26 protein-coding genes are annotated in these 24,272 nt (G+C 58.9%); 9 read left to right on the top strand and 17 right to left on the bottom strand.

Annotated features, from left to right (window positions below):
* Positions 1-49: 49 nt before the first annotated feature.
* On the top strand, positions 50-1,366 hold the full coding sequence (locus tag AC06G8_RS08650) for a serpin family protein (RefSeq protein ID WP_480285035.1): 1,317 nt from the start codon (positions 50-52) through the stop codon (positions 1,364-1,366).
* A gap of 8 nt (positions 1,367-1,374) precedes the next feature.
* Here the strand turns inward: AC06G8_RS08650 and AC06G8_RS08645 are convergent, their stop codons facing one another.
* Positions 1,375-1,578 carry a hypothetical protein gene (locus AC06G8_RS08645; RefSeq protein ID WP_447661956.1) on the bottom strand — a complete coding sequence of 68 codons (204 nt, stop codon included), beginning with the start codon at positions 1,576-1,578 and terminating at the stop codon, positions 1,375-1,377.
* Positions 1,579-1,811: 233 nt separating this feature from the next.
* Between AC06G8_RS08645 and AC06G8_RS08640 the strand changes: the two genes are divergently transcribed.
* From AC06G8_RS08640 to AC06G8_RS08630, 3 genes are all read left to right on the top strand, one after another.
* Entirely contained in the window at positions 1,812-2,837 is a 1,026-nt protein-coding gene (locus tag AC06G8_RS08640; RefSeq protein WP_480285034.1) for a LacI family DNA-binding transcriptional regulator, read from the top strand.
* Entirely contained in the window at positions 2,837-3,835 is a 999-nt protein-coding gene (locus AC06G8_RS08635; RefSeq protein WP_480285033.1) for an N-acetylglucosamine kinase, read from the top strand. The genes AC06G8_RS08640 and AC06G8_RS08635 overlap by 1 nt, the downstream gene beginning before the upstream one ends.
* Positions 3,836-3,906: 71 nt before the next feature.
* Positions 3,907-5,211, top strand: a complete 1,305-nt coding sequence (locus AC06G8_RS08630; RefSeq protein ID WP_480285032.1) for a 6-phospho-beta-glucosidase — start codon at positions 3,907-3,909, stop codon at positions 5,209-5,211.
* Between the two features lie 252 nt (positions 5,212-5,463).
* On the opposite strand, the gene AC06G8_RS08625 is transcribed toward AC06G8_RS08630, so the two are convergent.
* The 4 genes from AC06G8_RS08625 to AC06G8_RS08610 all read right to left on the bottom strand — a co-directional run bounded on the left by AC06G8_RS08625 (position 5,464) and on the right by AC06G8_RS08610 (position 7,894).
* On the bottom strand, positions 5,464-6,465 hold the full coding sequence (locus tag AC06G8_RS08625) for an alpha/beta hydrolase (RefSeq protein ID WP_480285031.1): 1,002 nt from the start codon (positions 6,463-6,465) through the stop codon (positions 5,464-5,466).
* Between the two features lie 215 nt (positions 6,466-6,680).
* Entirely contained in the window at positions 6,681-7,286 is a 606-nt protein-coding gene (locus AC06G8_RS08620) for a nitroreductase family protein (protein WP_447661964.1), read from the bottom strand.
* Positions 7,287-7,367: 81 nt separating this feature from the next.
* The gene (locus AC06G8_RS08615; RefSeq protein ID WP_480285030.1) at positions 7,368-7,601 is read right to left on the bottom strand and encodes a hypothetical protein; all 234 of its coding nucleotides are present in this window, start codon (positions 7,599-7,601) and stop codon (positions 7,368-7,370) included.
* A gap of 74 nt (positions 7,602-7,675) precedes the next feature.
* Positions 7,676-7,894: a YwbE family protein gene (locus AC06G8_RS08610; protein WP_447661966.1), complete on the bottom strand. Its 219-nt coding sequence runs from the start codon at positions 7,892-7,894 to the stop codon at positions 7,676-7,678.
* Between the two features lie 211 nt (positions 7,895-8,105).
* Between AC06G8_RS08610 and AC06G8_RS08605 the strand changes: the two genes are divergently transcribed.
* Both AC06G8_RS08605 and AC06G8_RS08600 read left to right on the top strand, forming a co-directional pair.
* Positions 8,106-9,878: a DEAD/DEAH box helicase gene (locus AC06G8_RS08605; RefSeq protein ID WP_480285029.1), complete on the top strand. Its 1,773-nt coding sequence runs from the start codon at positions 8,106-8,108 to the stop codon at positions 9,876-9,878.
* A gap of 130 nt (positions 9,879-10,008) precedes the next feature.
* Positions 10,009-10,119, top strand: a complete 111-nt coding sequence (locus AC06G8_RS08600) for a YjcZ family sporulation protein (RefSeq protein ID WP_447661969.1) — start codon at positions 10,009-10,011, stop codon at positions 10,117-10,119.
* A gap of 113 nt (positions 10,120-10,232) precedes the next feature.
* Here the strand turns inward: AC06G8_RS08600 and AC06G8_RS08595 are convergent, their stop codons facing one another.
* The 5 genes from AC06G8_RS08595 to AC06G8_RS08575 form a co-directional block, all read right to left on the bottom strand.
* Complete coding sequence (locus tag AC06G8_RS08595) at positions 10,233-10,571, bottom strand: CD3324 family protein (RefSeq protein WP_447661970.1); 339 nt, start codon at positions 10,569-10,571, stop codon at positions 10,233-10,235.
* Positions 10,534-10,677: a hypothetical protein gene (locus tag AC06G8_RS08590; protein ID WP_021881895.1), complete on the bottom strand. Its 144-nt coding sequence runs from the start codon at positions 10,675-10,677 to the stop codon at positions 10,534-10,536. The genes AC06G8_RS08595 and AC06G8_RS08590 overlap by 38 nt, the downstream gene beginning before the upstream one ends.
* A gap of 278 nt (positions 10,678-10,955) precedes the next feature.
* Positions 10,956-11,735, bottom strand: coding sequence for a pseudouridine synthase (locus tag AC06G8_RS08585; RefSeq protein ID WP_480285028.1), 780 nt, complete (start codon positions 11,733-11,735; stop codon positions 10,956-10,958).
* Between the two features lie 164 nt (positions 11,736-11,899).
* Positions 11,900-12,709, bottom strand: a complete 810-nt coding sequence (gene yjbM, locus AC06G8_RS08580) for a GTP diphosphokinase (RefSeq protein ID WP_447661973.1) — start codon at positions 12,707-12,709, stop codon at positions 11,900-11,902.
* Positions 12,710-12,728: 19 nt separating this feature from the next.
* Positions 12,729-13,826, bottom strand: coding sequence for a quinone-dependent dihydroorotate dehydrogenase (locus AC06G8_RS08575; protein ID WP_480285027.1), 1,098 nt, complete (start codon positions 13,824-13,826; stop codon positions 12,729-12,731).
* Positions 13,827-14,178: 352 nt separating this feature from the next.
* On the opposite strand from AC06G8_RS08575, the gene AC06G8_RS08570 reads away from it, so the two are divergent.
* Positions 14,179-14,316 (top strand): hypothetical protein, encoded by a 138-nt coding sequence (locus AC06G8_RS08570; protein ID WP_447661974.1) that lies wholly within the window; start codon positions 14,179-14,181, stop codon positions 14,314-14,316.
* Positions 14,317-14,328: 12 nt separating this feature from the next.
* On the opposite strand, the gene AC06G8_RS08565 is transcribed toward AC06G8_RS08570, so the two are convergent.
* The 3 genes from AC06G8_RS08565 to AC06G8_RS08555 all read right to left on the bottom strand — a co-directional run bounded on the left by AC06G8_RS08565 (position 14,329) and on the right by AC06G8_RS08555 (position 17,526).
* On the bottom strand, positions 14,329-15,792 hold the full coding sequence (locus AC06G8_RS08565; RefSeq protein ID WP_480285026.1) for a L,D-transpeptidase: 1,464 nt from the start codon (positions 15,790-15,792) through the stop codon (positions 14,329-14,331).
* A 127-nt stretch (positions 15,793-15,919) separates the two neighbouring features.
* On the bottom strand, positions 15,920-16,156 hold the full coding sequence (locus AC06G8_RS08560) for a ferredoxin (protein ID WP_447661977.1): 237 nt from the start codon (positions 16,154-16,156) through the stop codon (positions 15,920-15,922).
* 89 nt (positions 16,157-16,245) lie between these two features.
* Positions 16,246-17,526 carry a DNA polymerase IV gene (locus AC06G8_RS08555; protein WP_480285025.1) on the bottom strand — a complete coding sequence of 427 codons (1,281 nt, stop codon included), beginning with the start codon at positions 17,524-17,526 and terminating at the stop codon, positions 16,246-16,248.
* Between the two features lie 313 nt (positions 17,527-17,839).
* Between AC06G8_RS08555 and cimA the strand changes: the two genes are divergently transcribed.
* Positions 17,840-19,456, top strand: coding sequence for a citramalate synthase (gene cimA, locus AC06G8_RS08550; RefSeq protein ID WP_480285024.1), 1,617 nt, complete (start codon positions 17,840-17,842; stop codon positions 19,454-19,456).
* 217 nt (positions 19,457-19,673) lie between these two features.
* Here cimA and AC06G8_RS08545 read toward each other — a convergent pair whose 3' ends face one another.
* The gene (locus AC06G8_RS08545) at positions 19,674-20,228 is read right to left on the bottom strand and encodes a TlpA family protein disulfide reductase (protein WP_480285023.1); all 555 of its coding nucleotides are present in this window, start codon (positions 20,226-20,228) and stop codon (positions 19,674-19,676) included.
* Between the two features lie 117 nt (positions 20,229-20,345).
* Between AC06G8_RS08545 and AC06G8_RS08540 the strand changes: the two genes are divergently transcribed.
* Positions 20,346-20,810, top strand: coding sequence for a M67 family metallopeptidase (locus AC06G8_RS08540; RefSeq protein WP_447661982.1), 465 nt, complete (start codon positions 20,346-20,348; stop codon positions 20,808-20,810).
* On the opposite strand, the gene AC06G8_RS08535 is transcribed toward AC06G8_RS08540, so the two are convergent.
* Genes AC06G8_RS08535 through AC06G8_RS08525 form a run of 3 tightly spaced genes read right to left on the bottom strand, consistent with a single transcriptional unit; the run spans position 20,784 to position 24,014 of the window.
* Positions 20,784-21,518, bottom strand: a complete 735-nt coding sequence (locus AC06G8_RS08535; protein WP_447661983.1) for an exonuclease domain-containing protein — start codon at positions 21,516-21,518, stop codon at positions 20,784-20,786. The two genes, AC06G8_RS08540 and AC06G8_RS08535, sit on opposite strands and share 27 nt — an antisense overlap.
* A gap of 21 nt (positions 21,519-21,539) precedes the next feature.
* The gene (locus AC06G8_RS08530) at positions 21,540-22,610 is read right to left on the bottom strand and encodes a DUF294 nucleotidyltransferase-like domain-containing protein (protein WP_480285022.1); all 1,071 of its coding nucleotides are present in this window, start codon (positions 22,608-22,610) and stop codon (positions 21,540-21,542) included.
* A 48-nt stretch (positions 22,611-22,658) separates the two neighbouring features.
* Positions 22,659-24,014 carry an ammonium transporter gene (locus tag AC06G8_RS08525; protein ID WP_447661985.1) on the bottom strand — a complete coding sequence of 452 codons (1,356 nt, stop codon included), beginning with the start codon at positions 24,012-24,014 and terminating at the stop codon, positions 22,659-22,661.
* Positions 24,015-24,272: the final 258 nt, after the last annotated feature.

Here is a 24,272-nt window from a genome sequence, read left to right as displayed (position 1 = left end):
ATCCGCTTGCCGTCTGAAGGTTCAAAGCATACCCGGAGGGGGCGGCAAAATGCCAATCAGACGAAAGGCCCGAATATCTGCACTTGTTCTGCTCGGCATGTCCATCCTCATGGCCGGCTGCGGATTGTCTGCCCAAGACAAGGAAGCGAAAGCGGAGAAAGAGTTCCGCAAGCAGTCCGGCCGCATCCACGATCAGGAGCATGATCGTTCAAAGGCGGCTCTCACGCTGGATGAGCCGTATCTGCAGGCAGCCAACGCCTTCGGGCTGTCGCTGTTCCGCGAGCTGGCCAAGGAAGACAAGGACAAGAACATCGTCCTCTCTCCGTACAGCGTCTCGGAGGCTCTCGGCATGGCCTGGAACGGAAGCGGCGGGAAGACCATGGAGGAAATGGCGAAAGCTGTCGGCTGGAGCGGCTCGCACCCGGACGAGATCGCGGCAAGCTCTAGAGAGCTTCGTTCCTATCTCCGCCTTCCGGCAGAGGGCATCAAGCTCAAGGCTTCAAATTCCTTCTGGTACCAGAAAGGCTTGCATCTCCTCGAACCTTATGAAGCCACGCTCAAGAACAGCTACGAGGCCGGCCTGCAGGCAGTTGACCTGCCTTCGCCCAAAACGGTCGAGGCAATGAACGAATGGACCTCCAAGCATACCGAGGGGATGATCGAATCCGTCTTTGATCCATCCCAAACGCTGGATCCGGAAAACCGCGCCATCATGATCAACGCCGTTTATTTCAAAGGGGCCTGGAAGGATGAATTCGACCCTGCCCGGACAAAGCCGGAGCCGTTCCGCACGTTGGACGGAGATCCTGAAAAAGTCCCGATGATGCAGAGATCCGGTTCTTACGCGCACGTGAAGACGGAACGCCTTGAAGCGGTCCGGATTCCGTATCTCCAGGACAAGCTCGACCTGCTCGTCGTCGTGCCGCAGGGCGGGCTCGGCGTTCCGGACATCATCGGCGATCTGGAGCGGTACGGGGAGTGGAAGGACCAACTGGCCGCCTCCCTCGGCTCTGTCGCGCTTCCTCGGTTCAAGGTTTCTTACGAGGCGGATCTGATTCCGGCCCTGCAGCATTTCGGCATGCAGGACGCCTTCGTGTCTGGAACGGCTGATTTCACCGGCATGTTCGAGCCTTCCGCCCTTTCTTCCGGCCTTTTCATCAACCTCATCAAGCATCAGGCTGTCCTCGAGGTCAATGAAAAAGGAACCGAAGCGGCGGCCGTCACCGCGCTCGGGATGGGAGGCACAAGCGCCCCGTCCGACCCATTCTCGTTCAGAGCGGACCGCCCTTTCTTTTATGCCATCGAAGACACGACCACGGGGTTGTGGCTGTTCCTCGGCGCCATCCACGATCCGCTTGCAGCGTAAGAAGCCGTTCAGGCTTCCCGTCGACCGGGAGGCCTGTCGCGGTTGATCGACGTTTCCATGATATCGATGATTCTGCCGATTCCAGCGAGGATCAATCCCCCTATCATGCAAGCCAAAAAGCTGATATGGACGTAGTCGCCGGCAATGCTGAAGCTGTACGCGCTCCCGAATACAGCGATCAGAATGCCTCCGATCATCAGAAATAAACCCATTCGCATCCTCCTTGCGTTGCGTTTTGTTCCGATATTACCACAAAAAGATTGCCATTAAGCCTCGTAGCCGATACAATGGGAACGAATAAAGTTTAAGGGCTTTAACTTTGGTTCAACCCATTTTTCTTTTTTCCGCTTTGCAAGCAGCAAAATTTTTTTGCTTTAAAAGTTTAAGCGTTATAACTTTTAGTTCTGCCGCATCAAGAAAACTTTCAACTCGGGGGCAATGGCTCATGAAACCAAGCATATTCGATGTCGCCAAGCGCTCCGGCTTGTCGGTCGTAACGGTGTCCCGCGTGCTCAACGGGAGCGGCAACGTCCGTGAGAACAACAGGCTGAAAGTGCTCAGCGCGATGAAAGAGCTGGACTACCGCCCGAGCGCCGCAGCCCGGACGCTGGCGCGCGGAAGCACGGGCGTCATCGGACTCACCCTCTCTACGCTGCAGGATTCCGTCTTCGACTCCATCGTGAAGAGCGTGCATGACGAGCTGTCGGCTCAAGGCTATTTCCTCGCGCTGTCGATATCATCGGAATCGGGGGAGCCCGGCAGCAGCTATCTCATCCGCGAGAACCGGGTGGACGGTGTGATCGTCCTGTCGCCTTCCGACGAAGACGAAACCGTCCGCGAATTGGAGCAGAGCGGCATTCCTTTCGTCGTCATCGACAGTCAGGATGCCGAGGCCGCCCCGTCCACCGTCAAGGTCGACCATGAAGCCGGAGGATATATGGCCGGCAAGCATTTGACGGAACTGGGGCTGCGGAAGATCGCTCACCTGAGCGGGCCTGCTCATTACGACAGCACTCGGGAACGCAAGAGCGGATTTCTGAGAGCTCTTCGGGAGGCCGGACTGGAGCCGTTCCTGATCGAGGCGGGCGGCTATTCCATCGAGAACGGCTACCGCAGCGCAAGACGCTGGCTGGAAGAGAACCGGCTTCCGGACGCCGTATTCGCAGGGGACGATTACATCGCTGCGGGAATCATCAACGCCCTGCAGGAAGCGGGGCTTTCGGTGCCGCGAGACCTGTCCGTCGTCGGCTTCGACGATCAGAACCTGGCTTCCCTGCTCCATCCCCTGCTGACGACGGTCCGGCAGCCGGTCCTCCCCATCGCCCAGGCGGCTGTGCAAGCCCTTATGGCCCGGATGGCGGACGGCGCGGCGCCGGAAGGCGTCGTCATCCAGCCGGAGCTCGTCATCCGGGAATCGACCGGACGAAGTCACGGCCGCGCTGCGGATATTCAGGAAAAAGGAGACTCTTGATGAGCTATTATGTAGGAATCGACGCCGGAGGCAGCAAGACCTATGCGCTTGTATGCGACCATACGGGCCGGATTGCAGGCAAAGGAAGCGCAGGCGGAGGCAATCATCAGAACGGCTACGAGGAAGCCCGCTCCAACCTCACCATCTCCCTCCAGCAAGCTCTCGACGAAGCCGGAATTACGGCCGCAGACGTGGAGCATGCCTGCTTCGGGCTGGCGGGAGCCGATCGGGAGGCGGACTTCCGCATTCTGCATCCGCTGGTGCACAGCCTCGGCTTCACGGAACGCTACACGATCGTCTGCGACACGATCATCGGCCTGCGCGCAGGCACCCGCCGTCCTTACGGGGTCTCCGTCATCTGCGGCACCGGCGTGAACTGCGCCGGCGTCGATCCTGACGGCCTGACGTACCAATGCGGCGGCTTCAGCTACATGTACGGGGATTGGGGCGGCGGAGGCGGCTTATGCGTCGAAGTGTTCCGTGCGGTCGTCCGTTCCTGGGACGGCCGGGGTGCCGCCACGCAGCTGACGCCGATGCTGCTCGGACTGCTCGGTTACGGCACGGTCGACGAAATGTTCCATGATTATCTCGACCATAACCGGAGCGTGCCGCTGGATGCCGTGCGCTTGCTGTTCCAGGCTGCCGAGAGCGGGGATGACGTCGCTCTGGACATCCTGCGCGAGCAAGGCAAGGAGCTTGCCTTGTCCGTCCATGCAGTCGTCGCCAAGCTTGGCCTGGCCGGCATCCCGTTCGACGTCGTGCTGGCGGGCAGCCTGCTTACACGCGGCGACGCCGGCTGGATCAGCGGCCCTATCCAGGCGATGCTGAAGGATGCCGCTCCTCTGGCTTCGCTCGTGAAGCTGGAGGTCGAGCCCGTCATCGGTGCGCTGTGGAGCGCGCTCGACGCCGGCGGCCGGGAGATCACCGGCGAGATGTATGCCGCCATGGGCCGGTTCCAGAATTTCGAGGACATCCGGACCTCAAGCGGGCAGCTCTGATTCCAAGCGCTTCCCTGCCAGCTTCAAGCGGCATGACAGCCGCCCAATCCAACGGAAATGAGTGATCGTGCATGAGCAAAGGATTGAAAGTTGCCGTCATCGGCGGAGGCTCTTCCTATACGCCAGAGCTGGTCGAAGGATTTATCCGTTATTACGATTCCTTGCCGGTAAGAGAGCTGTGGCTCGTCGATATCGAAGCCGGCTTGTGGAAGCTGAACATCGTCGGGGAGCTGGCCAAGCGCATGGTGGAGAAATCCGGCCTTCCGATCGAAGTCCATCTGACGACGGACCGCCGGCTCGCTATCGCCGGTGCCGACTTCGTGAGCACGCAGATGCGGGTAGGCATGCTGGAGGCGCGCGGCCAGGATGAGGCGATTCCGCTCAAATACGGCGTCATCGGCCAAGAGACGACCGGCCCAGGAGGCATGATGAAGGCGCTGCGCACGATTCCGGTGCTGCTGGATATTTGCCGGGATATCGAAGAGCTGGCGCCGCAGGCGTGGCTGCTCAACTTCACCAACCCGGCCGGCATGGTGACCGAGGCCATCCACAAGCATTCCTCGGTCCGCAGCGTCGGATTGTGCAACGCCCCGATCGGCCTGCTCAAGTGGCTATCCGGCAAATACGGCACGACGACGGACCGGGTCTACGCCGAGTTCGTCGGCCTCAATCATCTTCACTGGGTCAGCCGCGCCGAGGTCGATGGCGTCGACCGCCTGCCGGAGCTTCTGCGCGGCGACGATTCCTTCTCCGCCGCCAACGTCGCAGCCGGGGAATGGGACCCCGCCTTTATCCAAGGTCTTCATTCGCTTCCTTCCTACTATCTCAAATACTATTACATGACGGATGCCATGCTCGCCGAGCAGCAGGAGTCCCTGCGCAAAAACGGCAACCGCGCCGAGGTGGTCAAGCGCGTAGAGGCCGAGCTGTTCGACCTGTACAAAAATCCCGACCTGAGCGAGAAGCCGAAGCAGCTGGAGCAGCGCGGCGGCGCCTATTATTCCGAAGCGGCCGTCAACCTCATGCGCTCGCTCTACAACAGCACAGGCGACGTGCAGACGCTGAACGTGGCGAACAACGGCATCCTTGATTTCCTCCCGGACGACGCTTGCATCGAGGTCAACTGCCTCGTCACCTCCCAAGGACCCGTTCCGCTCCAGCTGACGAACATTCCCGCGCAGGCCAAAGGCCTCATCCATGCCGTCAAAACGTACGAAGCGCTCGCGATCGAAGCGGCCGTAACCGGCGACCGCAGCCTGGCGCTGCAGGCGATGGCCCATCATCCGCTCGTTCCGTCCGTCAGCGTCGCCAAGGAGCTGCTGGATGAAATGCTGGAAGCGAACCGCAGGTACCTGCCCAAGTTCTTTCCGTCCTGACGCATCGCTGACGGCAGCAGAAAATACGCCGGATACTGAGCCTTAGACATCATCATCACGATAAGGGATGGCTGCCTCAGGCAAATCCGCCGCAGACATTGGAAAAAAAGAGTCCTTATGCCAGTTTTTGGCCCAGGACTCTTTTTCGCATGCAGCACCTGTCTGGCAAGCTCGTGGCCCGGCCAGCTCAACCTTCCGTTGAAGCCGCTCCCGCATTGACATGCCTGTCGGATTCCAGCCTCCAGCTGCTGATCAGGTCGTTGCAGCCTGCTCCTCCCCCAGCCTTTCCCCCGCGGCCGTTCCGGGCAGCCACTGATCCAGGAAAGCCGTCACGGCGGCATCGTAATGCTCCGGGGATTTCTGGCGGGCCGCCCCATGCTCCGCATCCGGCACAAGCAGCAGCTGCTTCGGCTGCGGGCAAGCCTCGTACAGCTTCACCCCCATCCACGTCGGCACGAACGCATCCGCCTCGCCGTGGATGAACAGCATCGGCGCGTTCGCCTTCTTGACCTGCTCAAGAGCCGAAGCCTCGCCGAAGAAATACCCTGCCCTCAGCCTGGTCACAAGGCTCGTTATCGGCAGGAACGGAAACGCCGGCAGCTTGTACATCCGCTTCAGCTGATAGACAAGCTCGTCCTTCGCGGATGTGTAGGGGCAATCCGCCACGATCGCCTTGACCTGAGGCGGCAATTCCTCGCCGCTCGTCATGCATACCGTGGCGCCGCCCATGGAAACCCCATGCAGGACGATTTCCGCGCCGTTGCCGATCCTACCGGCCGCCCAATCGATCCAGCGGAGATAATCCTTGCGTTCATGCCAGCCGAAGCCGATGTATCCGCCCCCGCTCAGGCCGTGGCCGCGCGCGTCGGGCATAAGCACATTCCACCCTAGAACCTCGGCGTAGTACCGGGCAAACACAGCCATCTGCGTCGCCTCTCCGGAATAGCCGTGGGCGAGGATGGCGATTCGGGCGTTTTCAGCCTTGCTCGGAATCCAATAGGCTTGCATCTCCAGGCCGTCGTCGGAGACAAGACGGACCATCTCCGGATGCCGGCTTCGGAGCCACACCTGCTCCTCCCTATCGGATGGATCCAGCCGGGAGACGGATGCCTCCTTCTGAGGGAGATCGGGGTTGCCTTCCAGATAAGTCTTGGGCGTGCGCGCGATGGCGACGCGGTAGAAATACATGCTGGCCGCCGCCAGCAGTAGCAACAAAGCGGCCGCGGCCGCAGCCGTCCATAGCCATATCGACATTGCGTTTCCGTGTTCCTTTCCGCTGGAAGATCATGCTGCAATTCTTGCTCCTGCGGTTCCGATGACCACATATGGTATACAGTATATCCCATCCGGGAAGTTCCTGCATTCCTGCCGGCGGATTTCCGCAGCTTAACAATGCCGGAACGAGCTCATCTCCAAAACAGCAAAAAAGGCTGGCCCGGGTAACCCGGACCAGCCTATCGCTCAGCCGTTTATTTGACGACTTTGACGCGAGTCTCGATTGGAGCGAACTGTTTTTCCCCTGCAGGAGCCGTAGGCTTGCCGAACGGCATTTGAGCGATCAGCTTCCAGCTCTCGGGCAGCTCCCAAGACTGCTTGACCTGCTCGTCGATGAGCGGATTGTAATGCTGCAGGGAAGCGCCGAGACCTTCGGCCTCGAGTGCCGTCCATACGACGAACTGCAGCATGCCGGACGAATGGCTGGACCATTTCGGGAAGTTGTCCTGGTAGGTCGGGAACTGATCTTGAAGGCCCCGCACCACATTCTCGTCCTCGAAGAACAATACCGTGCCGTAGCCGGCTTTGAAGCCCGCCATGCGCTGCTCGGTCTGGTCAAAGCCTTCGCCGCCGCCGGTCACGACGCGAAGCGTCTCCAGCGTCAGATCCCACAGCTTGTCGGATTGCTCGTTGAACAGCACCAGCACGCGGGAGCTTTGGGAATTGAATGCCGATGGCGTATAGTTGACGGCTTCTTCAATGATGGATTGCACTTTTTCTTCGGAGACCACTTTTTCCTTGCTGATGGCATAAAGAGAACGACGACCTTTTACCGCTGCGAAAAATTGTTCGGAAGACATGTGGTTATACCTCCAATAAAGTGGGTTTTTTAGTTACTTAAGTAACGCACTTTTTTAGTGTAACTCATGATTTGGGCTTTTTCAAGTGTCGATACCAAAACGTGCCAAATGATTTTGCAAGCCTTCCGCTTGCAATACCCGGATTTGAGCCGGACCAAACAAATCCATATGAGGATAGCGCTCCCTGCGGTGGATATGCCGAGGATCAAGCCCATGCTTGCGGCACCATGACTCCAGCTTGACGATGTCGCTGCAGCCGGCCTTTGTCACGGTTTTGACGCCGGGAAACCGTTCGTCGATCCAATAATGGGTCAAGAAAGTCAGTTCTCCCCGGTCAACGGCCTTCTTCCAGCTCTGCAGCTCTTCTCTTCGGATCCCGAAGGCCACCTTCAGTTCCCTTCGGCAGCCGGCTGGCCGTCAATAATCGTCTTGACCCGCCCGACTTGGCCGTCTGCCAGCCGCACCTTGATCCCGTGCGGATGCGTAGGCGATTTGGTCAGCAGATCCTTCACGATGCCTCGGGTCAGCTTGCCGCTTCTCTGGTCTTGCTTGAGCACGATATCTACGGTCATGCCCGGCCGGATAGACGCACGGTTGCTTCCGTTCATCCTCCATCATCCTTTCCTTTGCAGGCTCATAATATTCCTTTGTCCGTCACAGACTACCATACCCGGAGTCGGCGGGCAAAAAAACGCCGTCGAATGCGAAGGAAATTCAGCCGATGCCGTGTGCATCCGCCCGCGCTTGCTGGTATACTGGTAAGGATACAGCGAAGCCGGCAGGCGCCGGCGCACAATCAGGAAATGAGGAACCCCATTCATGTCATCATCATTCACCGCCCTCGGCATCAGGACCGAGCTTGCCGGACGCCTGGCGCAGGAAGGCATCTCGGAGCCGACTCCGGTGCAGGAGACAGCAATTCCCGTCCTTCTCCAAGGAAAGGACGTTATCGTACAAGCTCAGACCGGCACAGGCAAAACGCTTGCATTTGCTCTGCCTGCCCTTCAACAGATCAATCCGGGCAAAACATATACGCAGGCTCTGATTCTCACGCCGACTCGAGAACTTGCCATACAGATTACGGGCGAGCTGGCCAAGCTGGCCCCTGTGCTCGGCATTACCGTGCTGGCCGCTTATGGCGGGCAAGACGTCGAATCCCAGATCCGCAAGCTCAAGAATGCCGCCCCGCATGTCGTCGTGGCGACTCCGGGCAGGCTGCTCGACCACTTGCGGCGGGAGACGGTCACGCTGAGCTCCATCCGCATGCTCGTGCTCGACGAAGCCGACCAGATGCTCCACATGGGCTTCCTGTCCGAAGTGGAAGCCATTATCGACCAATGCTCCGTCAAGCGCCAGACGATGCTGTTCTCGGCCACCATGCCGGATGCCGTCAAGCAGCTGGCTGCCCGTTATATGGACGTGCCTCAGGATATCCGCATCAAGAGCGCGGCCGTGACGCTCGACGCCATCGAGCAGCGCGTCGTCATCACGACAGACCGCAACAAGCAGCCGCTCCTGCTCCGCTTGCTCGAGACGGAGAACCCGTATCTTGCGGTCGTCTTCTGCCGCACGAAGCTGCGCGCCAAGAAGCTCACCGAAGCGTTGCAGGAAGCCGGCGTCCCCGCCGACGAGCTGCACGGCGATCTGACGCAAGCCAAGCGCGAAGCCGTCATGAAGCGGTTCCGCTCGGCAAGGCTGCAGGTGCTCGTCGCGACGGACGTCGCGGCGCGCGGTCTCGACGTTGAAGGCGTCACCCATGTGTTCAACTATGACGCCCCTGCCGACGGCGACACCTATATCCACCGGATCGGCCGGACGGGCCGTGCGGGAGAATCCGGCAAAGCGATCACGCTCGCCACTGCCCGCGACCGTGCGAGCCTCGAGGCTGTGGAGCAAAAAATCCGCGCCTCCATCAAGCGCATCCAAGGCTCGGAGTACGGCATCGGACTCGAAGCGGGCACCGAGCGCTTTGATGCCGAGCCGCGCTCCCCTCGCACGGGCGGACGCAGCTCCGGCGCACGCAAGGCTCCAGCCGGCGGCCGCGGCTCCAGCCGCCCAGGCTCCCGCGATAGCGGTGGCGGACGCTCGGGAGGCCGTTCCAATGCAGGAGGCGGCCGTTCCGGTTCGCGCACAGAAGCTTCTCCGTCCGAGCGCGCAGGCCGCTTCGCAGCCAAGCCGGCAGGCAGGGCTGGTGCTGGCGCCGCCTCCTCGGCAGGGGCCAAGACGGCTCGCAGCTGGACCGACGAGTCCGCTCCGTCCGCCCGCCCATCGGTCCGCGGCCGCGGACCGGCTCAAGGAAGGTCTGCCGGAGCATCCGGACAGCCCGCCTTCCCTGGCCATGGCTTCAACTCGGAGGGCAGCGGCGATTCCGGTACTGGCCGCGGCAATCGCAGAGGTGCTGCCGGAGCAGGACGCGGAGCTTCAGGCGGCAGCAAAGGCAGTCGCGGCGGAGCTTCAGGCTCCAGCCGCGGCGCCTCCGGAGCAGGACGCGGCTCATCCGGCGGCACACGCGGCTCATCCGGCAGCGCGGGCTCCGCTCGCCGCGGCGGCAAGCCCGGCAGTTCCGGCCCCGGCCGCCGCAGCGGACGCTGATTCCCCTCCTCCAAGCGGGCTCCTGCCCATTTATCCCCTCAACTGGGCGAATGTCTAGTCACATCCGCCCGGCGGGCATAGGTTATCGTACAGAGCAGCATTGCTGCCGGAACCGCAGAGGAGGAACCATATGTCAGGTGCAGGCTATGGCCCGGGAATTGGCGCAGGTTACACAAGCACGGCGATCATTCTGGTCTTGTTCATCCTGCTCGTCATCGTATCCCAAGTTTTCCTGGTATAGATCAAGCTGCTGCGCAGTCAATCATTTGCCAATCAAAAAGAACCGCCCTCCTATAATGGAGTGGCGGTTCTTTTTGATTGGATGCCGGACAAGCGGTTTCACGGCTGCCATGATCAGGAATGGACGCCGGTTCCTTCCGGCCGCAAGGCCGAGGAACCTGCAGCCGTCTCCAGGCGGACGCCGGCTGCTCTCATCCTGACCACGATCTTGCGCAGGCTCTCGACGGAAAGATGGAATTTCTTCTCCAGATCCGCCAAGGTCAGGCCACGCAGGTAGTGCCGGTAAATATCTTCGTTGCGGCGCTGAATCATCTTCCGGGAGCCGCTAAGCTCTCCCCATGCAGCGCGCCTTTCCTGCTGCTTCGGAATATAAATCAATTCCCCGTTGATGTATTTCTGCAGCTCCTGCAGCAAACTAGGGGGAAGCACGTCTTTTCCATTTTTGTAATTCAAGGTTCCCTACCTCCTCAATTGCGTAACCCTTGACGACCAAACGACGACTAGCGGCAAGAATGCCTTTTTGCCTTACAGCAACGGAAATCATGTTCATGATTTTCATATTTGCTGCGCCTCCTTTCAAAATGTTGACTGTTGCTTTTTGCAACAGTTCTGTTTAATGGTATTCGCTGTCTGCTTGCGTAATCCTTCCTTGCCTGAAAAATAACGAGGGAGGCCTGATTAGGGCCTCCCTTTTTGGCATGGCCTCCGCCTTAGGCGGAGACCACCTCGTATGCCTGATCCATTTGTATCAGCCTCCTTCCAGTAGAGGATGCGTCGGTCCGACAACTTCATTTACTCATATCCTGAAGCCGCATACAAGTTTCAACACAGCTATAATCAATCTTTACCGTCCTCTATGGACGAAGCGCTTCTCAGTCCTTCCAGCTCGGCCGCGCTAAGCTCGCGATATTCCCCCAGGCCGAGAGTGCCGTCAAGCTCGAGGGAGCCCATGGATATGCGCTGCAGATAAGTGACCTTGCGCCCTGTAGTGAGAAACATCCGCTTCACCTGATGGAACTTGCCCTCGTGGATCGTCAGCCGGATCCGGGTCGTTACGCCAGCGCTCTCTCCTGCCTCCGGCTCGGCTATGCCTTCGATGGCGAGCTCTGCCGGCAAAGTCGTGTACCCGTCTTCAAGCGTAACTCCCTTGGCGAACTGCTCCCTGTCCTTCTCGCCTACGGGCGTGTCGCCTTCCACAAGCGCAAAGTATGTCTTCGGCACATGCTTGCGCGGAGACAGCAGATCATGCGCAAGCTGGCCGTCGTTCGTCAGCAGCAGCAGCCCTTCTGTATCCTTGTCCAGCCTTCCGACAGGAAACGGCTCCAGCACACGGTCCCGCGGATCGAGCAGATCGATCACCGTCCGGTCTCGGGCATCCTCTGTCGCCGATATGACTCCGGGAGGCTTGTTCATCACGAGATAGATCTTGTCCCGGTACTCCACAAGCTCTCCATCATACCGGACCTGCTCGGAGCCGGGATCCAGGATGCGGCCGCTGTCCTTCTCGACCGAGCCGTCCACGGTCACGATCCCTGTCTTGACGACTCTTCGGATCTCGGCTCTGGAGCCGTATCCCATGGATGAGAGCAGCTTGTCGAGTCGAATTCTTTTGACCATCAACCATCATTCCTTTCGATTGCATCTATTCCTCGAGGATTCCTCTGGATTCGGGTGAAAATGCCAAAAGCGGGACAACATCGTCCCGCTTTGCCGTGCGTCGAGGCTTGCCCGTATCCGGCAAGCGCAGATGATCTATTCATCGGGAAGAAGCCGGAACCGTTTTAATCGGATGGGCTTCCGCCTTTTCTCGCCTTGTGGAGAGAGTACTGGATCTCCTGCGCGAGCTGCTTGAGCTCGAACGTGTCTCCCTGCTCCCACAGCTCGTTGAACTTGAGCTGGAACTGCACCGCCTCGCGCACCCGCCTGTAGAAATACAGGTCCTGGATATCGCTCAGCACTTTGTTGACGATATTGGAGCCTTCCTCGAAGCCGATCTGCGCTTCCAGAATTTCATGCCGGATGCTCGACATCTCCGTGTCGAGGTTGAATGCCGCTTCGGATGCCTTGCGCAGCCTCAGCTTCACTTCCTCCGGCAGGCTTTGCTTGTACTTGTAATTGAGCGAATGCTCGATCGTCGCCCAGAAATTCATCGCCAGCGTCCGGATCTGAATCTCGGCAAGCACTTTTTTGAAGCCGATCGCCGTCTGCACCGGATACTCGACGATCATGTGATAGCTGCGGTAGCCGCTGTCCTTGAAGTTGGTGACGTAATCCTTCTCGTAGACCAGCTTCAAGTCCTGCCTGGAACGGATGATCGCAGCGACCCGCAGGATGTCGTCGACGAACTGGCACATGATGCGGATGCCTGCGATGTCCTCGATGCCTGTTTCCAGCTGATCCATCGGCACGTTCAAGCGGCGGGCTTTATCCATGATGCTGGATATTTTCTTGACCCTGCCGGTCACGAATTCGATGGGCGCGTAGGATTCCCGGGCTTTGAGCTCGGTCCGCAGCGTTTTGAATTTCACTTTCATTTCCTCTACCGCTTGTTCATAAGGCTGCAGAAATTGGTTCCAATCCCGGCCGTCCATCCGTCCGCCTCCTGTCTTGTCAATGATGATCGGCGCCGATAGCTTCGCGCAGATGGGAGTGCCCATCGCGGAGCAGCAGCTCCCTGAGACCTGACGCGATTTCTTTCACGATCCCCGGACCCTTGTAGATCATCGAGGTGTAAATCTCCACGAGCGATGCGCCCGCTCTGATTTTGGCATACGCATCCTCCGCCGTGAAGATGCCGCCGGATCCGATGATCGGCAGCTTCCCGCCGGTCTGCTTGTAGATGGCAGCCACGACTTCCGTCGATCTCTCGCGCAGCGGACGGCCGCTCATGCCTCCGGCCTGCGAGGCGTTGGCATGAGTGAGCCCGTCGCGGGACAGCGTCGTATTTGTCGCGATGATGCCTTCCACTCCGCTCGCAGCGATCGTATCGACCGAGAAGGCAAGCTGCTCCGGCGTCATGTCCGGCGCCAGCTTGACCAGCACCGGCTTCGGCTCTGATCCAAGCCGGGCGGCCTGTACGGCCATCTCTTCCTTCACGGCCTGGAGCAGCGTCTTCAGCTCGTCTCCAAGCTGAAGCGCCCTGAGGTCCGGCGTATTGGGAGAGCTGATGTTGACGACGAACAGATCGCCGTATGCGAACAGCTCCTTGACGCAGCGCCGGTAATCCTCATGGGCGAGCTCGTTCGGAGTCGCCTTGTTTTTGCCGATGTTCACGAATACAGGAATCGGCCTGGCGGACAGGCTGCCGAGCCTCCCGGCCATGGCGGCGGCTCCGTCGTTGTTGAAGCCCATCCGGTTGATCAGCGCTTCGTCGGCCGGAAGCCGGAACAGTCTCGGCAGCTCGTTGCCAGGCTGGGGTAGCGGCGTTACGGTGCCGACTTCCATGAACCCGAAGCCGACGCTGGAGAAGCCTTCCACGGACTTTGCGTTTTTGTCCAGTCCCGCGGCAAGACCTACGGGATGCGCGAAGGAGAGCCCCAGAAGATCCATGCTGAGCTCGGGATATTCCGGCACGCCGTACATGCCGCGCAATAAGGCGGTCATGCCCGGCATTCGGGCAGCTTGATGAAGGCCGTCAATGACCAGATGATGCGCTTTTTCCGGATCAAGCCGGAAAAAGAACGGCTTGGCAAAGTATTGGTACAGCAAGAAGTCCACTCCGTTTCCGTTCAAGCAAAACGGCTTCGCCGTCCTAGTGGCGGCGGACGTTTGCATAGGTATGTAGAGATGTTGGCCGTACGAATCCAACCCATACGGCAAAAAAAGGCTCTGCCTTTCAGTTTATCTTGTTCAGCACCAAAAGAAAAGGCCGCCAGTGCTTCGGGCAGCGCTTGCATTTCATCCTGGAGTTGCTTATTTCTATTCTCCAAGGAAAATCCCCCGCATGGGGACATCGGCGGAATTGCCTTGCGAATGGATGAAAGGCTTGCCCAATTCTTATGCAAGCGATTACAATGACCGTACAAGCACTGCCATCATTCTTCAGGAGAGGTCGATAAGCATGAGCACAGCCAAACGCAAGCCTCCGACGAGAAAGGCTCCGGCGAGTCAGCAGCCGAACCGCAAGGCCATCATTGTGGCCGCCTCCATCTTCGCCGTATTCGCCATCGTCATGATCCTGCTTCTGATCTTCAGCTGATCAGCCCAAGCCCTACAGCCAGTCGTATACCTTGTCCGGATTTTCTTCCCGGGAACCCGGCCGCACCTTGTAGCGGCTTTTCTCGCTTTCAGCTTCCCCTTGCCGCTGCAGGAAGGCCAGCTTTCCGTCGCCGATCGCCACTTCCGTTCCGAGCGGCACAAGATCGTACAGCTCCTCGAGATCAGCCTTCGCCATGCGGATGCAGCCGAGCGAGCGATCGGTTCCGATCGAATCCGGCTCGTCCGTACCATGAATGGCATACCGAGTATCCGAAAGCGTCATGCCCCTGCTTCCGAACGGACCTTTGGAGCTTCCGTTCGGGTTGCGCACTTTCTCGGATATGGCGAAGCTTCCGCGCGGAGTCTTGCCGCCACCGACGCCTACCGGGTAGGCACGGACGACGACGGCGCCGCTCATGAGCGCAAGCTGTCTCGAATGCGGGTCGACGACGATCTTCAGCGTCGCCGTCATCGCCTCCTGCAGAACGCCTTCCTTGCCGGCAGCCTTTCCCGCCGCTGGCTGCGCCGCTCCGCCAGCGCCTCCGCTTGCTGAAGCGCCCGCATCGCCTTGACGAGCCTGGAGCAGCCACTCGGGGAAATGCTCCTCCGCCTCGTCAGGCAGCCCAGGAAGGATATTATGCGGGTAATCTCCTGCAAGCTGTTCGGCGGAATCCGGCCATTTCCCGTTGAGCCGCTTGAATTGCCTGATGCCGCTGATCGTCGACCAGGCCTGCTCCTGAATAATAGTCTCATCACGGATCCGGCGGTCCGCTGCCTCCGACAAGCCGCTTTCGCATGCGCAGTCCTCATTATCGGCCGTTTGCACGGCATAAGATCCTTTTCCGTCGGAGCGGGAAGCTTCCAGCACTCCCTTGGCGCCCGCCCGCCACCAATAGTAGCCTCCGGATCGTGCCAGCGTGAATGCGGCTGCGGATGGAAGAGCGTCATCGCTTTCCAGAGCCCCGATCGCTGCTGCGGCTGCATTCCCCGTCTTATCGCTGTCCACCCAGACAACGGTTCGCTTCATGCCGGCCTTGGATGCCACTGATGCGGCTGGCGGGACTTCCCCAGCCTTACTTCCTTCAGGCAGGCTGACGGTCTGGGACAGCTGCGTCGGCACGCCTGGCATGCCTGGAGCGGCCGCCACGGAAGTGAGCATGAACGCGGCGAGGACTGCGAGCAGAATCCTTGCCGCTCCCTTTTTGCGCCTCCTGTCCCGATCCCAGGTTTCGAGCATGGCATGCAGCGGTCCCGATCCGAGCGTCAGCGGATGGGCTTCGTTTTCGAACGCTTCGTACACGCTGCCGGATTTGAGGTAGCAATAGTTGGCCTTGGCGTCCATTCCCTGCCTCGCGTAAGCTTTGCCGAGAAAGAACCAGGCAAGCCTGTTGCCTGGATGCGACTTGACGTATGCCTTCAGCTCCTCGATCCCGGTACCGCCTCCCTGATCAGGTTCTACGCTTTCTCCGCTATCCAATCCGCCGCCCCCTTCCCGTTCCTTTCCATCCTAATATCGGCTGCCGAAGAACATATTGTTCGGCGTCCGAACCAAAAAAACCTGCTCCCGGCAGCCGGGAGCAGGCATGATAAGTTCATGGAAAGAATTACATATTGAACGGTTCGTCCGCGATTTGAATGGAATCCGTCGGACAGCCATCCGCAGCGTCCTGCAGATCTTCGTACAGACTCTCAGGAATCGCCTTCGTGCCGGTGTTGCCGTCCTTGTCGTAGATCGTCTCGGCCAATCCCTCATCATCATAATCGTAGATATCCGGGGCCGTTGCGCCGCAAGCTCCGCATGCGATGCAGGTATCTTTGTCAACCCAAGTATATTTAGACATGGTATTCCCTCCTCTATGTGTCATGCATCATCAGCATTCCCTTGACCAGGCAAGTGTATGATTCCCTGTCATAAGTCTGACTTTACACATCAATTTATAACAAAATCATCATCAATTTGCAAGGATGTTCCCCTAATCCGGCGGTTGCGGATGAGCGTCGAAGGATCGTCGCCGAGCATGCCGGCCGTCAGCACAGCACCCTCTCCATATTTGTCCCGCATGGCGTCCATGGCCTTGGTCAATGCCTCCCGGCGCGGCTCGCTTTCGTAATCGAACAAATCCAGCTGCACCGCGGCCGTTTCCTTGGGATGCAGGCTGTGAAGGGTGATGCCGAGCAGGCGGACCGGCACGACTTCCTTCCAATGCTCATCGAACAGCTTGCAGGCTTCGCGGTGGATGACGCCCGCATCCTCGATCGGCTTATCGAGCGCGCGGGAGCGGGTGAGGGTCGTCATATCCGGGAAACGGACGGTGATCTGCACGCCTCCCGCGAGGAATCCCTTCCGCCTCATCCTGCGGGCGGTCTGATGGGCCAGGTTGAGCAGCACCCGGTGCACGTCTTCCCGCCGCGTGGCATTCTCCGGGAGCGTCGTCGTATGGCCGACCGACTTGCTCGCTTCCCTCGTCTCCCGCACCGGCGAGCGGTCGATCCCGTTGGCCGCTTCTTTCATATGGGCGCCGTATACGCCGAACTGGGAAGTCAGCAGCGATTCGTCGGCTGCCGCAAGGTCGCCGATCGTCGCGATGTTCAGCTTCCGCAGCTTGTCGGCGGTTTTGCGGCCGACGCCGAACAATGTGTCGCAGGGCTTATGCCAGAGAAGGCTCGGAACATCGCGTATGCGTAGAATCGTCAATCCGGAAGGCTTCTTCATATCGGATGCCATTTTAGCGAGCAGCTTGTTCGGGCCGATGCCGACCGAGCAGGGTATCGACCATTCCAGCCGCACTCTTTCCTGGATGGCTTGCGCGATTTCCACGGGACTGCCGAACATGCCTGAGCCCGTGATGTCCAGATAGCATTCGTCGATGGATACGGTCTCCATCAGAGGCGTATAAGCGGCAGCGATCTCCATGAATCCGCGCGAGTAGCGTCTGTAGAGGTTGAAATCCGGCTGGATGAGCACGAGCTCCGGACATCGCTTGAGGCCTTCCCGGACCGTCATACCGGTGCGTACGCCTTTAGCGCGCGCGGGGTAGGAGCAGGTGACGATGACTCCCTTGCGAAGCTCGACGCTGCCGGCCACGGCCGTAGGCTTGCCCGCGTATCGCTCAGGCTCTTCGGCTTCATGGACCGAGCAGTAAAAAGCGTTCATGTCCAAATGCAGAATGATCCGGCCTTTTCTCGCGCCGCCCGTCTCCGTCTCGCCCATCCTTCCTCCTCCTTCCCTTCGTTTAACCAGCATACCCCTGCCTGCCATCACGGTCAACAAACCGGAGGCATTGCGGCAGACTTCAACCCTTAATCCCCCTGGACCTTCTTCCTGCCCCTATGATCCTGTCGGAGCGGCAAAAACCTCTTAGAGAGGCCCAATTCGGTCCTTTTCATCTTCCGCCAGCGAAAAGAGCGAAAATTTATGCATCTTCACTTCTATCCTGACATGGCAAGGTGATATAATAGAGCATTATAGAGTCGAACGCTTTCACACATTGCTGGGTTAAGACATTAAAGGAGGCACTTCCGGTATGAACCAAGCCATCTCCATCTTTGACACCACCCTGCGCGACGGGACCCAGGGGGAAGGCATCAGCCTGTCCGCCGACGACAAGCTCAAAATCGCCCGCAAGCTGGACCAGCTGGGGGTTCATTATATTGAAGGCGGCAATCCTGGAAGCAACAGCAAGGACATTGAATTTTTCCAGCGGGTGCAAAAGCTCGGACTTCGCGCCAAAATCACGGCGTTCGGAAGCACGCGCCGCAAAAACGCTGTCGCCGATCAGGATGCCGGCTTGCTCCGGATCGCTGATTCAGGCGTTCAGGCCGCGACTCTCGTCGGGAAATCCTGGGATTTCCACGTCCACACCGCACTTGGAACGACGCTGGAGGAGAATCTCTCCATGATCCAGGACTCCATCGCATTCCTGAAGCAGAGAGGGCTTGAAGCCATCTTCGACGCGGAGCATTTCTTCGACGGCTACAAGAACAATCCGGAGTACGCTCTTGCCGTCCTGAGGACGGCCCATGAAGCAGGAGCAGACTGGCTCGTCATGTGCGACACCAACGGCGGCACGCTTCCAGGTGAAGTCGGCGGCATCGTCTCCCGCATCGCCTCGGAGCTGAGTGCTCCGCTCGGCATCCACACCCATAACGACTGCGAGCTGGCCGTGGCCAACACGCTGGCTGCCGTGCAAGCAGGGGCGCTCCAGGTTCAAGGCACCATCAATGGATATGGCGAGCGCTGCGGCAACGCCAATCTATGCAGCATCATCCCGAACCTGCAGCTCAAGCTCGGCTACTCCTGCATCGAAGAAGCGAATTTGAAGCTGCTTACTCCTGCGGCGCGTTATATCAGCGAAATCGCCAACGTCAGCATGCCTGTCGGACAGCCTTATGTCGGCAATGCCGCATTCGCCCACAAGGGTGGCATCCACGTCTCTGCGATCCTGAAGGACTCCAAGACGTACGAGCACATCTCTCCCGAGCTCGTCGGCAACAAGCAGCGCATTCTCGTCTCGGAGCTCGCTGGCCAAAGCAATGTCATCTCCAAAGCCCAGGAAATGGGCTTGGATGTCAGCGCGAACAACGAGAAAACGAAATCCATCATCGACCGGATCAAGGATCTGGAGCATCAGGGCTATCAGTTCGAAGGTGCCGAGGCGAGCATGGAGCTGCTGCTTCGCGATGCGTTCGGCGGCCTGGACGAGATTTTCACGGTGGATTCCTTCAAGATCCTGCTGGAAAAAACAGCCCACGGAATGGTCACCGAAGCCATCGTGAAGCTGCGGGTCGGCAACGAGTCCGTCTACACCGCCGCCGAAGGCAACGGTCCAGTCAACGCGCTCGACAATGCGCTCCGCAAGGCTCTGCTGCCGTTCTTCCCGCGCATCAACGACATCCATCTCGCCGACTACAAGGTCCGCGTGCTCGACGAGAAGGATACGACCGCAGCCAAGGTCCGCGTCTTGATCGAATCCAGCGACTTCACGAGCAGCTGGAATACGGTCGGCGTATCCGGCAACGTCATTGAAGCAAGCTGGGAAGCCTTGCTGGACAGCCTGCGATACGCTCTTCTCGGCATGACCAAGGTCGAGCCTGCCGTCGGCGAAGACCATTCGCCCCGCCAAGGCGTCATCAACCACTGAGCGTTGCCTGAAGGCAAGATGCCCTTGCGGGCGAAGCCCGGCCGGACTGCAAGCAGCCCAACCTCTTTCGAGCTCTTGCAGCAGACAGCAAAAGCCCGGCCATATCCTGGCCGGGCTTTTGCTGTGCATTTCCATTGGCCTCATGTCTTCTCGCCAAAAGCTCTCCTGCCCGCTGGACAGGCATGCCGGCGCGTTCACGAGAACAGCCGGAAGAGCGTCAGGAGCCTCCTCCGCCTGCAACCAGGTCGGACAGCTTCTTCTCCCATTCCTCGCGAGGGATGACTCCCGGTATCCGCTCCAGCACTTTGCCGTCCGGACCGATCAGCAGCGAAGTCGGAAAATTGTTCACTTTGTACAGCTTGGCGACCTCTCCTTCCCGGTCCATCGGAATCGGGAAGGTCAGCTTCTTCTCGTCTACGAACTTGCGCGCATCGCGTTCACGGTCGTAGCTGGTCGCATTGATGCCGTAGAAATCGATTCTGTCGCCGTATTTTTCATACAAAGCTTGAAGATCCGGCGCTTCGATGTCGCAAGGGCCGCACCAGGAAGCCCAGAAATTAATCAAAACCGGCTTCTCCCGCGGTCCGCCAACAGAATAAGGGAGCTCGTCCAAACCCGGCAGAGTGAATGCGGGAGCCTCATAACCGGCCTTCGGCTTGGAAGCCGGATTGCCCGAGGTCGTCAGCGAGGCGAGAGAACCGCTCTTCCACATCCAGCCGCCGAGCAAAACCGCGGCGCAAGCCAATACGACGATGATGCCTGTCCGTTTCATAGCGCGACCTACCTTCATTCTCTGTTAGACATTAGTACCGTCATGTTATCATGAATGGACCTGGCGCTCAACTTGGCGCATGAAGTCAGCGACACACGAACCCGAGAGGTGATCATCATGTCCCCCATCGCGCGGATTACGCCGGATGCCCTAGAAGCCATGCTTCGGAACTGCATGGCTTCTCCCCTCGAAGAATGCTGCGGCATCGCCGCATGCCGCTTGGACGATCCCCTGCGGATCGTAACGGCCGTCCTTCCCGTTCCGAACGGCCATGCCGACTCCGGGAGCCGCTATGCCTTCGGACCGGAGCAATGGGTCGCGCTCTTCTATCGCATGCGCCGGGAAGGATTGGATGCTGCCGGCTTCTATCATTCCCATCCCAGCACTCCCGCATTCCCGTCCGATCTGGACAGGTCCAGCCCCATCTGGACTTATTCCGACGCGGACGAGCCCTCCGGCATCGCCGGAGGGCTCGTCATGTGGATCGTTTCGCTGATGGATGCAGACCGGCCGGACATCGCAGCGTTCAGGCCGTCCCATGCAGGACTTCGCAAGCTAGTGCTGGCTGAGGTACGCGTATAGATCCCCGAGCGTCTTGATATTGCGGGAGCGGATTCTGTCCAAGTATTTGAGCCATAGCTGTGCCTGCATCCTGCAATCCTCGAGCGCGTGATGCCGCTGGGTGACCGCGATGCCTTCCTCTTCCAGGAGCTCGTCGAGCCCGTAGGCTTCCCTGCCGGGGTTCAGCCACTTGGCGACCATCATCGTATCGAGCACCCGATGCGACAGGTTCACCTTCGAGGTCCGCCAGAGAGCCGCATTGAGGAACTGCTTGTCATGTCCGCTGCCATGGGCGATGAGCAGGCGTCTGCCGCAGAATTCCATGAAGCTGTGCAGGACATCGAGGAGATCCGGAGCTTCCTCGACCATTCCGCTCGTGATGCCGGTCAGCTCGGTAATGTGGAGAGGAACCTTTCTTTTAGGATTGACCAGGCTATAGAAGAACTTATCCTCCTGCACAGCCCCGCCCTTGAGCAGCAACGCCCCGAAGCTGATGATTTCGTCTCCGTTATAAGGGTAGAAGCCAGTCGTCTCCAGATCGAAAACGATGGTCTCCATCTCGTCGAACGGAGTATCGAGCATTGCCTGCTTGCGCAGATCCTTGTTCATCGAACGCATGAAAGCCATCTGCTGCGCATTCTGCGCTCCGAGCATGGAGGCGATCGCCGGCGTAACGCCGCCCATCTTGTACAGCTGCCACATCCGGTTCACGCCTTTGGTTTCCTTCATTCCAACCTCCCTCCGCTCTTGTCAAAGCCTGCCCATCGTGTGCCTGTACACACGCCGCTGCAGCTTTTTCCCGAGCTTGAGGCCGCTTTTCAGTTCCTCAGCCATTTCTTTGCTCAGCTTCCGGGCAGACAGCTTCCCGTTCGTGGAGAACTGTCCTCCCTCGAGCTTTTCCGTCGTCATCATGCGAAGCCTCAGGAACAAGCGGAAGGTCTGCATCCACTCCCTGGCGTCTTCGGCGGTGATGACACCTCCCTGCTCCAGAAGCCGAATCCGCCCGAGGGTGGAAGTCTCGCGAAGATTGGCTTCAATGGCCAGCATCCTTACGGCGTTCACCATCGGAATGTAAGCCCCGTACTTGATATCCAGACTGCCCGCATCCGCTCCGTACTGCTCCTTGAGCAGCTGGCCGAATACGTTGAGCAGCACCTTGTGCTTCATCGTATTCTCCAGCATCCTTCTCACGATCAGCGTCGAATCGAGGATATCGCCGTAGAAGTGGTTCATCATGTCGGCATGGAGCTCGGCGCTGCCGTGCACGCAGCGGCTGTCCGCGACGATCAGCAGGTACCGGACCGCTTCCCACGCCGGCTCCCTGAACCATTCCCCCAGCCGCGCTTTCCATACCGAGGAGGAGCTGCACCAGTCCGGATTGCTGCTCAGCACATTGCCCTCGCACAGAGGGTATCCTGCCTCCAATAGCAATTGGACCGTCTCTTTTCCCAGAAGCTCGAAATACTCCCTGCAATGAACGGTATCCGCCTCGTTTTGCGGATCCGCGTAGATCATCCCGCTATCCTGATCGCTGAACAGGGTCTGTTCCATCCTGCCCCCGCTGCCGAACAATAGATACGCAAAAGGCACGGGGGGATTGCCTTTCCCGAGCCGTGCCAGTTCCTTTTGCGCGAGCCAGATGCAGCGCCTGACCATGGCATCATGCACATCATTGAGCTCGCCGTAGAATGGTTCCGTTTGTTGCTGAGGCAGCCGGCTGATCATGATATCATGGACAGATTCGCGGATTCGGCGCAAGCCTGCGGCATTGTCCGCATTGCTTATACTTTGCAGCAGCTGCTGCCATCCCAAATCCGTCATTCGGCTCTCTCCCCTCTTGCTATCAGCATATCATGAAGCCGATCGGGATCAAGCTTGGATATTCTGGCTTGCTTTCTTCAGCTGCTCCGGATAGCCATAGTTGCCGTGCTCGCTGAGGTCAAGTCCGGCGATCTCCTGCTCTTCCGTAACCCGAAGTCCCATGACGAACTTCATGATGCCGAGGAGCACGAAGCTGACGACGAGAACGTAAGCGCCGCAGATGACGACCGATTCAAGCTGAACCCACAGCTGATGCCAGGAACCGGTGTCAATGAGGCCTCCGCGGCCTACCGCGACTTTGTCTGCCAGTTCCTGCGTGGCGAAAATGCCGTTGGCGAGCGTGCCCCAGATGCCGGCTGCGCCGTGAACGGACATCGCGAAGATCGGATCGTCGACTTTGATTTTCTCGAAGAAACGGGCGCTGAAGAAGACGAGCACGCCGGCTACGAGGCCGATCACGACAGCCGCCCAAGGATCGACGAAGGCACAGGATGCTGTAATGGCGACGAGGCCTGCGAGAGCTCCGTTCAGCGTCGTGCCGATGTCGGCCTTGCCCATTACCGCCCAGGAGATGAGCAGGGCTGCGACAGCGCCGCCAGCCGCTCCGAGCTGGGTGTTGAATGCAACGTATCCGAAGAATCCGTCGCCGATAGCAACCGTGCTGCCGGCGTTGAAGCCGAACCAGCCGACCCAGAGGATCAATACGGACAAAGCCGTGAACACTTGGTTATGGCCGAGAATTTCGTTGGCCGAGCCGTCTTTGTTGAATTTGCCGATACGAGGCTTCAGCAGCACGGTGCCTGCGAATGCGGCCAATGCGCCCGTCAAATGGACGACGGTCGAGCCGGCGAAGTCCTGCGCTCCGTCCTTGGCAAGGAAGCCGCCGCCCCAGATCCAGTGGGAGATAACGGGATAGATGAGGGCTGTGAACAGTACCGTGAAGATCAAGTATACGGAGAGCTTGGCGCGTTCCGCGAAGCCGCCCCATGCGATGGACAGCGATACAGCCGCGAATGCAAGCTGGAACAAGAAGAAGATTGTTGTCGGAAGGCCGTTGTCAACCGAGGCCTTGGCCGGGTTCAAGAAGAAGTCTCCCCATCCTATGAACGAGTTGCCTTCGCCGCCGAATGCGATGCCGTACCCTACGGCCCAGTAGATCAGGGAACAAAGGCCTACGGTAAAGATCGTCTTGCCGGCGACATGCCCGGCATTCTTCATGCGGGTCGATCCGGTTTCCAGAAGGATGAATCCGCCTTGCATGAGCAGGACTAGAATGGCGGCCAGCATGACCCAGAGGGCGTTAAGTCCCATGTTGAGCGTTCCGGCGGAAGGATCTTCCGCGAATGCCATTGCCGGGAACAGCACAAGCAGGGCAACGAGAGATATCAAGCTTTTTTTGACCACAACGACCACTCCCCAATGTTAATTTATCTGACACGTTTTGAAAGACTTAATGTCATTATAGTCAGAAGTACCTGGTTTGACAATATACAATTGAATAAAAACGCAAAGGATATCCGACATTCCCCTATCTAATCGTAACGAATGTTATGTTTTTTAACCGGTTTGGCCTTCTCACCAAGCCATCCGTCTTGGTTCCTTCGTATTTCAAGAGGCATGTCCGAGTCCTCTCGCGTCGTCTCCAGGGCCCGCGATTGGATT

It is taken from the genome of Paenibacillus sp. SJS-P3, from assembly GCF_056711585.1.
The sequence above is the reverse complement of the archived record's forward strand: the minus strand, read 5'-3'. Positions and strand labels throughout refer to the sequence as shown.

Coding starts and splice junctions, on each gene's coding strand:
- AC06G8_RS08535 (WP_447661983.1), bottom strand. CDS start 21,518: ATGAAGGAAACCAAAGGCGTGAACCGGATGTGGCAGCTGTACAAGATG.
- cimA (WP_480285024.1), top strand. CDS start 17,840: ATGAACCAAGCCATCTCCATCTTTGACACCACCCTGCGCGACGGGACC.
- AC06G8_RS08545 (WP_480285023.1), bottom strand. CDS start 20,228: ATGAAACGGACAGGCATCATCGTCGTATTGGCTTGCGCCGCGGTTTTG.
- AC06G8_RS08585 (WP_480285028.1), bottom strand. CDS start 11,735: ATGGTCAAAAGAATTCGACTCGACAAGCTGCTCTCATCCATGGGATAC.
- AC06G8_RS08610 (WP_447661966.1), bottom strand. CDS start 7,894: ATGAACGGAAGCAACCGTGCGTCTATCCGGCCGGGCATGACCGTAGAT.
- AC06G8_RS08540 (WP_447661982.1), top strand. CDS start 20,346: ATGTCCCCCATCGCGCGGATTACGCCGGATGCCCTAGAAGCCATGCTT.
- yjbM (WP_447661973.1), bottom strand. CDS start 12,709: ATGGACGGCCGGGATTGGAACCAATTTCTGCAGCCTTATGAACAAGCG.
- AC06G8_RS08530 (WP_480285022.1), bottom strand. CDS start 22,610: ATGACGGATTTGGGATGGCAGCAGCTGCTGCAAAGTATAAGCAATGCG.
- AC06G8_RS08555 (WP_480285025.1), bottom strand. CDS start 17,526: ATGGGCGAGACGGAGACGGGCGGCGCGAGAAAAGGCCGGATCATTCTG.
- AC06G8_RS08590 (WP_021881895.1), bottom strand. CDS start 10,677: ATGAAAATCATGAACATGATTTCCGTTGCTGTAAGGCAAAAAGGCATT.
- AC06G8_RS08640 (WP_480285034.1), top strand. CDS start 1,812: ATGAAACCAAGCATATTCGATGTCGCCAAGCGCTCCGGCTTGTCGGTC.
- AC06G8_RS08650 (WP_480285035.1), top strand. CDS start 50: ATGCCAATCAGACGAAAGGCCCGAATATCTGCACTTGTTCTGCTCGGC.
- AC06G8_RS08600 (WP_447661969.1), top strand. CDS start 10,009: ATGTCAGGTGCAGGCTATGGCCCGGGAATTGGCGCAGGTTACACAAGC.
- AC06G8_RS08645 (WP_447661956.1), bottom strand. CDS start 1,578: ATGGGTTTATTTCTGATGATCGGAGGCATTCTGATCGCTGTATTCGGG.
- AC06G8_RS08620 (WP_447661964.1), bottom strand. CDS start 7,286: ATGTCTTCCGAACAATTTTTCGCAGCGGTAAAAGGTCGTCGTTCTCTT.
- AC06G8_RS08560 (WP_447661977.1), bottom strand. CDS start 16,156: ATGTCTAAATATACTTGGGTTGACAAAGATACCTGCATCGCATGCGGA.
- AC06G8_RS08635 (WP_480285033.1), top strand. CDS start 2,837: ATGAGCTATTATGTAGGAATCGACGCCGGAGGCAGCAAGACCTATGCG.
- AC06G8_RS08625 (WP_480285031.1), bottom strand. CDS start 6,465: ATGTCGATATGGCTATGGACGGCTGCGGCCGCGGCCGCTTTGTTGCTA.
- AC06G8_RS08570 (WP_447661974.1), top strand. CDS start 14,179: ATGAGCACAGCCAAACGCAAGCCTCCGACGAGAAAGGCTCCGGCGAGT.
- AC06G8_RS08630 (WP_480285032.1), top strand. CDS start 3,907: ATGAGCAAAGGATTGAAAGTTGCCGTCATCGGCGGAGGCTCTTCCTAT.
- AC06G8_RS08605 (WP_480285029.1), top strand. CDS start 8,106: ATGTCATCATCATTCACCGCCCTCGGCATCAGGACCGAGCTTGCCGGA.